Source organism: Mesorhizobium sp. WSM4850 (genome assembly GCF_055811735.1).
This window is the reverse complement of sequence record NZ_JBVVPV010000099.1, coordinates 1-6395: the sequence shown is the minus strand read 5'-3', so window position 1 is coordinate 6395 and position 6395 is coordinate 1. Positions and strand designations below refer to the sequence as shown.

Genomic DNA, 6395 nt, shown 5'->3' with positions numbered 1-6395 from the left:
GGTCGCGGACATGTGCCGGCAACTCGTCATAAGTCAGTCTGGCGACCGTGCTGGCGACGTCTTGTGTCAGAGGCATTTTCCCAAACCGAGTGATAAGTGTTCGAGTCAAGCTGAGGTTAAGCATGGCAGATGCCTCACCTAGGCCAACAGTGTAGGACATCAGATTTTCATGACAGTTTCAGATGGTTATGTTTGGGATCGATTTGTTATTCGGCCTCGGAGCGCCCGCCTAAACTGGGCATCTGGTCCGAAAGCGTGCCTGCCGCCACCGGATCAATAGGCGGGCAGAAGCTGTTCGGTATAATCTCGTGCGGGGTGGGTCCGCGGGAGGCGGGCTGGCTGCTGTGTTTCTGCGCCACCGTCGTGGACATCAGCCAACTTGATTGTCAGCCAGCAAATAAATTCAGATAGGCATTTTGAATGGCCGTAGCGCCTCAAAAGTCCGGCTGGCTCGCAGGACGAGGGCGTCGGCCCTACAATCTGCAGACCGATCGGCAAGCTGTTTTTTGCGAAAGGCAGCAAGGAACGTAGGTCCCTAGCTCTTCGATACCTTTATAGTATCCGCGACCGGCGCCACCTCGGATTCGGCCAAGCGGAAGACATGCAGCGGTTCCACGAACATCCGTAAAAATGCCGATGCACGATCAACGGACGAACTGTTTGCAGAGCATCTTCGACGGGCCATAAACGGGGCCACATCATAAGCGGTACGACTTCACCATCTGCATAGGCGACACTAACATCCAGTGGCGTGGCAGCGCGCTCTGCTGCGCGCTGCGGAATTCTGCGGCTTGCAGAGGAAGGTCACGAATGGGCTTCACCACGCGTCCGGAATTACGAGGAACGTTCGGGGCCGTCTCCTCGACCCACTGGCTGGCCTCGGCGGTGGCCATGTCGATCCTGGAAAAGGGCCACACCGCCTTCGATGCTGCCGTCGCCGCGGGCTTCGTGCTGAGGTGGTGGAGCCGCATCAAAACGGGCCGGGCGGCGAAGTGCCGATCATCGTGACGCCGGCTGGCGCCGGACGGCCGGTGGTTATCAGCGGGCAGGGGCCTTCGCCCGTAAGGGCCACGCTGGATCATTTCCGGGCGCTGGAGCTCGACATCATACCTGGCACCGGCCTACTGCCGGCCTGCGTTCCCGGTGCTTTCGGCGCCTGGCTGATGCTATTGCGCGACCACGGCAGCGCCGAGCTGGAAGAAGTTCTCGCACCGGCGATCCGCTATGCCGAGGAGGGCTACCCTCTCGTGCCGCGGATTTCGGCAGCGATTGCCACTATGCGCGAGCTGTTTCTCACCCACTGGCCCTCCTCGGCCGCCGTCTATCTGCCCGGCGGCAGGGTGCCGGAGGCCGGCCGGCTCTTCCGCAACCCCCGAGCTAGCCGCGCTCTACCGGAACATCGTCGAAAAGGCCCGGACGGCGCCAAGCCGCGAAGCGCGTATCAATGCCGCGCTCGACTTTTGGTACCGGGGTCCGATCGCAGCGCGCATCGCGGAATTCTGCGCCTGCGAATCCGTGTGGGACGTGTCCGGCCGGCATCACAAGGGGCTCCTTTCCGCCGACGACATGGCGGCTTTCGAGCCGGCGCTCGAGACCCCGGTCTCAATCGCTTACGGCGAATACGAAGTCTTCAAGTGCGGAGCCTGGTCGCAGGGTCCGGTGCTCCTGCAGATGCTGCAGCTCCTTTCGGGCACGGACGTCGCCGGTCTCGATCCCTCGGGTCCGGACTTCGTGCATGTCGTAGCGGAGAGCATCAAGCTCGCCATGGCGGACCGCGACGCGTGGTACGGCGACACATCCGACGTGCCTCTAAAAACGCTTCTCTCACGCGCCTATGCCGACGAGCACCGCGCGCTGATCGGCGAGACGGCATCCATGGACGTGCGCCCCGGCAGCCCGGACGGGCGCCCGCCGGTTCTTCCGCCTTTGCGGAAGGTGGGCACCATCCTTCAGCTGGGCCTGGGCGGCGGGGAGCCCACGGCCGCGCGCGACCGGCCCGACCACCGCTACGGCGAGCCGCCGCTCGGCAAGGACGGCGCTCCGCGCAGCGACACCTGCCACGTCAGCGCGGTCGACCGCTGGGGGAACATGGTCTCGGCCGCGCCGTCGGGCGGGTGGCTGCAGTCCAGCCCGGTCATCCCCGGCCTAGGCTTCTGCCTCAACACCCGGGGCCAGATGTTCTGGCTGGAGGAGGGCCTGAACTCCACACTCAAGCCGCGGGTACGGCCGCGCACAACGCTCACACCGACGATGGTCTACCGCGGTGGCGCGCCTTATCTCGCCTTTGGCACGCCCGGTGGAGACCAGCAGGACCAGTGGCAGCTCCTCATGTTGCTGCACCACATCCACGGCGGTATGAATCTACAGGAGGCAATCGACGCGCCGGCCTTCCACACCGACCACCTGCCGAGCTCCTTCTGGCCGCGCGAGATCAGCTTCGGCTCGCTCACCCTCGAGGGACGTTTCCCGACACGGACTATCGAGGCGCTCAAGAAGCGCGGTCATGTCGTCACCGTGGGCGACGACTGGTCCGAGGGGCGTCTTTCGGCCGTGGCGCGGGAGATGGACGGCGGCACACAGCTCCTGAAGGCAGGCGCCAATCCACGGGGCATGCAGGGCTATGCGGTGGCGCGTTGACTGAACACGCCGCGGCTTGAGACGTCCCATCCTCCCTAGCCAAGGATCAGGCAGTGCATCTCGACCTCGACTGGCCCGCAACGATCGCTCTTGTTGCGGGTGTATTACTGACGGGAGCGATCGGCGGAACGTTGGCGGGGCTGCTCGGCGTCGGCGGCGGCATCGTCGTCGTGCCCGCCCTGTTCTGGCTGCTGACCCTCCTCGACTTTCCCGGCGAGGCGGCGAGCCATCTCGCGGTCGCAACATATTGCGACCATTATCCCCACCTCAATTTCGTCCATGCGCGCCCACGCCAAGAGGGGCACGGTGGACACCGACCTCCTGAAGATTTGGGGCCCGCTTGTCGTTCTCGGCGCGCTCGCCGGAGGCATCCTGGCGCGCTTCATCTCCGGCGAGGGCCTGCGCGGCGGGTTCGGAGTCGTCGGTATCCTGGTCGCCATCAACATGGGGATGCCGAAGACGCTGGTCTAGTCGGACCATCTGCCCGCCTCGCGACTCGTCAACGGCGCCATCGCCGGCGCGATCGGCCTCATCTCCTCGCTCATGGGGATCGGCGGCGGCACGCTCTCGGTGCCCACCTTGTCCGCCTTTTCCTTTCCCGTCCACCGCGCGGTGGGCTCGGCCGCTGCCATGGAGCTCCTGATCGCGCTGCCCGGCGTGGCGGCTTCATCTAGGCCCGGCTGGGGCGTGCCCGAGCGGCCGCCCTTGAGCCTCGGCTATGTCAATCTTGCTCGCCCCGGTGAGCTACGTCTTCGCCCCGGTCGGGGCGCACCTCGCCCACGCGATCAATTCGTGCTACCTCAAGATGGCGTTCGCCTTCTTCCTGTTCGTCACGGCCGTCCGCATGCTGATGGGATAGAGAATGATCCCGAACCGAAGGTCAGGCGTACCGAAAAGTTTCAGACCTTCGGATAAGATCATGCGGCAAAACAAAAAGGAGCGAATTGAGGGATCAAATCATCCTGATGTAGAGACGAGATTCACTTTAGATGTCGTATGACATTCGATGCCGTCTCAGTGTGGCTTAGATTTGTCATTCGACGGTCATCGATGGAAGCTTCGGCATAGCTGGTTGATCCCACGCGCTGCAGCGGTTCCACGAACATCCGTAATGCCGATGCACGATCAACGGACGAAATGTTTGTAGAGCATCTTTGGCGGGCCATAGACAAGGGGGAACCCTTCCACTGTGCCTCGCTTTTTTCGCTATAGATCATCCCACTCACCACCCGCACGGCATCGGCCCGCTGCTTGCTCTTGGATTTCGAGAAGAACAGCCGCATCAGTTCCAGCTATGCATCGGCTAGACGCTCATACTGCCTCCTATGATCGGGAGCTTCAACCCTACAGCGGTGTCAGTCTCAAGCGGATTTCTGGATCCTGACCTGATGGCTCAGCGGCAATTCAGATCTCTCCGAATAACAAACGGGGCCACATCATAAGCGGTACGATTTCACCATCTGCATAGGCGACACTAACATCCAGTGGCGTGGCAGCGCGGTCTGCCGCACGCTGCCGTCGCACGGCAGAGTGTGGCATGGCTGGCCGGCGTCACCGTGTCACTGTTTTCAGGTTAGTAAACGGGAGGTCGACTGATGCGGCGCACCGACTGGCGAGCTCATGCTGGCACCACCTTCACTTGTGAGAAACAACCGGCGACCGGGTCGCGTGGCATGGTCGTGACCAATCACCCGGTCGCTTCCGCCGCCGGGGCGGAAATGCTCGCTGCTGGCGGCAACGCCATCGACGCCGCCATCGCTGCTCTCTTCACTCTTTCGGTCGTCGAGCCGATGATGGTGGGGGTGCTGGGTGGCGGCATAGCGCATATCCGCCTCGCCAACGGCACACATCACGTGCTCGACGGCTTGGGCACCGCACCGCTCGCGACTGGTCCCACCACCTACACGCCTGACCCGAAGGCTGCGCCCGGCACAATGGACACGATCGGCCGCCGCAACGTTGTGGGCGCCACCGCAGTCGCTGTCCCCGGCGCTCTGATTGGCTGGTGCGAGGCGCTGCGCCGGTTCGGCACGTTCTCTTTGGCCGACGTGATGGAGCCCGGGATTCATCACGCTTCGCGTGGCTTTCGCGTGACACCCTATCTGCAGGAGTGCGTCTCCGAGGCGTCGGCCGATCTGGCTCGCGATGCGGAAATCGCCAAACTGTATCTGCCCGGCGGCATGCCGATCCAGCCCGGGACACGTCTGGTCACTGGCGATTATGCCGAGACGCTGCGATCGATTGCGCGCGAGGGGCCGGCCATCCTGTATGACGGCGAACTGGGACGTCGCCTTGTGGAACACATGGCGCAGAAAGAAGGCTTTCTGACACTTGAGGACCTGACGAGCTATCGCACCGTTGATCGCGAGCCGCTGCGTGGGCTTTATCGCGGATATGAGGTCGTCGGGCCGCCGCCGCCGTCGTCCGGCCCGCTGCACCTCATTCAGATGTTGAACATCCTGGAGGGGTACGATGTCGGCGCACTCGGCTTCGCGACGCCGGACACGCTGCACCTTCTGGCGGAGGTGCTGAAGATCGCTTTTGCGGACCGGGCAGCGGTGACCGCCGATCCGGCGTTCGTCCACGTGCCGGTCGGCAAGCTGCTGTCCAAGGATTATGCGGCGGAGTGCCGGGCGCGCATCACAATCGACCGCGCCCAGTCATGGAGCGCGGGGGTCGCGCCGGGCCTAGGCGCGCACACCACCCACCTGACTGTCGCGGATGGCCTCGGCAACGTTGTCGCCAGCACCCAGACAATCAACTACTTGTTCGGCGCCGGCTACATCGTGCCGGGCACCGGCACGATCCCGAACAACTACATGGCCGGGTTCGATCCGCATCCGGGTCGCGCCAGCTCGGTAGCGCCCGGCAAGCGCGTCACCTCGTCGATGTCACCGGTGATGGTGCTGCGCGACGGCAGACTACGTTACGCGCTCGGCCTGCCTGGCGGGCTCCGCATCTTCCCCTCGGTGATGCAAGCCCTGTCGAACCTGATCGATCATGGCATGAGCGTGCAGGAGGCCGTGGAGGCGCCGCGGCTCTGGACGCGGGGCTTTGGGGTCGAGGTCGACGATGGTTCGGTGCCGGAAGGCGTGCTCGCGGCATTGCGGGACCGCGGTCACAATGTGGCGCCGGTTAACAGCGTTGGCGGCGGCATGAGTGTGATCCAGTTCGAGGCGGACGGCGCGATGACTGGCGCCGCGTGTTGGCGCGCCGATGGCACGCCGATCGGTCTCGGCGGCGGGTTGGCGCGGCGGGGCGTGCGGTTCAGGCCCGACCGGGAGTGGAACTGAGCGCGATCCGCGGAATGACCCGGCGCATGCTCGCGGCCGACGCGTCGACTTCGCCGAGGAAGCGAACTTCCCCCCGCGATGGCGTTTCTCACCTTCGCAACATCGATTCCGACAAACGCTTCCCTAAAATCTGCCACGGCTCGTCCTCCTTTGATGAGGATCGGCTCGGTCCAGCCCGAGCAACCCTCGGACGCGCAGTGTAGGGCGAGCCGCCTCACCGACAGAGGCGGACATACGGTCTTACCATGGGAACGACGCGACATGCTCCGCTTGGCCCGTCCTCGCCAGAAGGTGTCGAACAGTTGATGGGTTTTCCCGCCGATGCATTGAAGAAAGCCCGGCGCCCGCGTGAGCAACAGCAGATGCGTGACCACTTGAGGCGCTCTAAAGCGCGCCGAATAACAAAATCGGCCCCCTCATAACTGACTGAAAATGCGGGGAACTTTTTAAATTGTAAAGTGAATG

At 63.8% G+C, this 6395-nt stretch carries 3 protein-coding genes and 3 pseudogenes; 4 read left to right on the top strand and 2 right to left on the bottom strand.

Translation table 11 applies throughout. The features are described 5' to 3' along the window. Positions 1-810: 810 nt before the first annotated feature. Positions 811-2637: pseudogene (locus AC0L2Z_RS34685) on the top strand (gamma-glutamyltransferase family protein). 104 nt (positions 2638-2741) lie between these two features. On the opposite strand, the gene AC0L2Z_RS34680 reads toward AC0L2Z_RS34685, so the two are convergent. Further along, positions 2742-2918, bottom strand: a complete 177-nt coding sequence (locus AC0L2Z_RS34680) for a hypothetical protein (protein ID WP_473630549.1) — start codon at positions 2916-2918, stop codon at positions 2742-2744. Here AC0L2Z_RS34680 and AC0L2Z_RS34675 point away from each other — a divergent pair. The 3 genes and pseudogenes from AC0L2Z_RS34675 to ggt all read left to right on the top strand — a co-directional run. Beyond that, positions 2917-3246: pseudogene (locus tag AC0L2Z_RS34675) on the top strand (TSUP family transporter); the annotation flags it as partial. The gene AC0L2Z_RS34680 and the pseudogene AC0L2Z_RS34675 sit on opposite strands and share 2 nt — an antisense overlap. Positions 3247-3355: 109 nt before the next feature. Then, the gene (locus AC0L2Z_RS34670; protein WP_473630550.1) at positions 3356-3496 is read left to right on the top strand and encodes a hypothetical protein; all 141 of its coding nucleotides are present in this window, start codon (positions 3356-3358) and stop codon (positions 3494-3496) included. A 736-nt stretch (positions 3497-4232) separates the two neighbouring features. Further along, the gene (gene ggt, locus AC0L2Z_RS34665) at positions 4233-5930 is read left to right on the top strand and encodes a gamma-glutamyltransferase (RefSeq protein ID WP_473630548.1); all 1698 of its coding nucleotides are present in this window, start codon (positions 4233-4235) and stop codon (positions 5928-5930) included. A gap of 1 nt (position 5931) precedes the next feature. Here ggt and AC0L2Z_RS34660 read toward each other — a convergent pair. After that, positions 5932-6067, bottom strand: a pseudogene (locus AC0L2Z_RS34660) (IS110 family transposase); the annotation flags it as partial. Between the last annotated feature and the right edge of the window lie 328 nt (positions 6068-6395).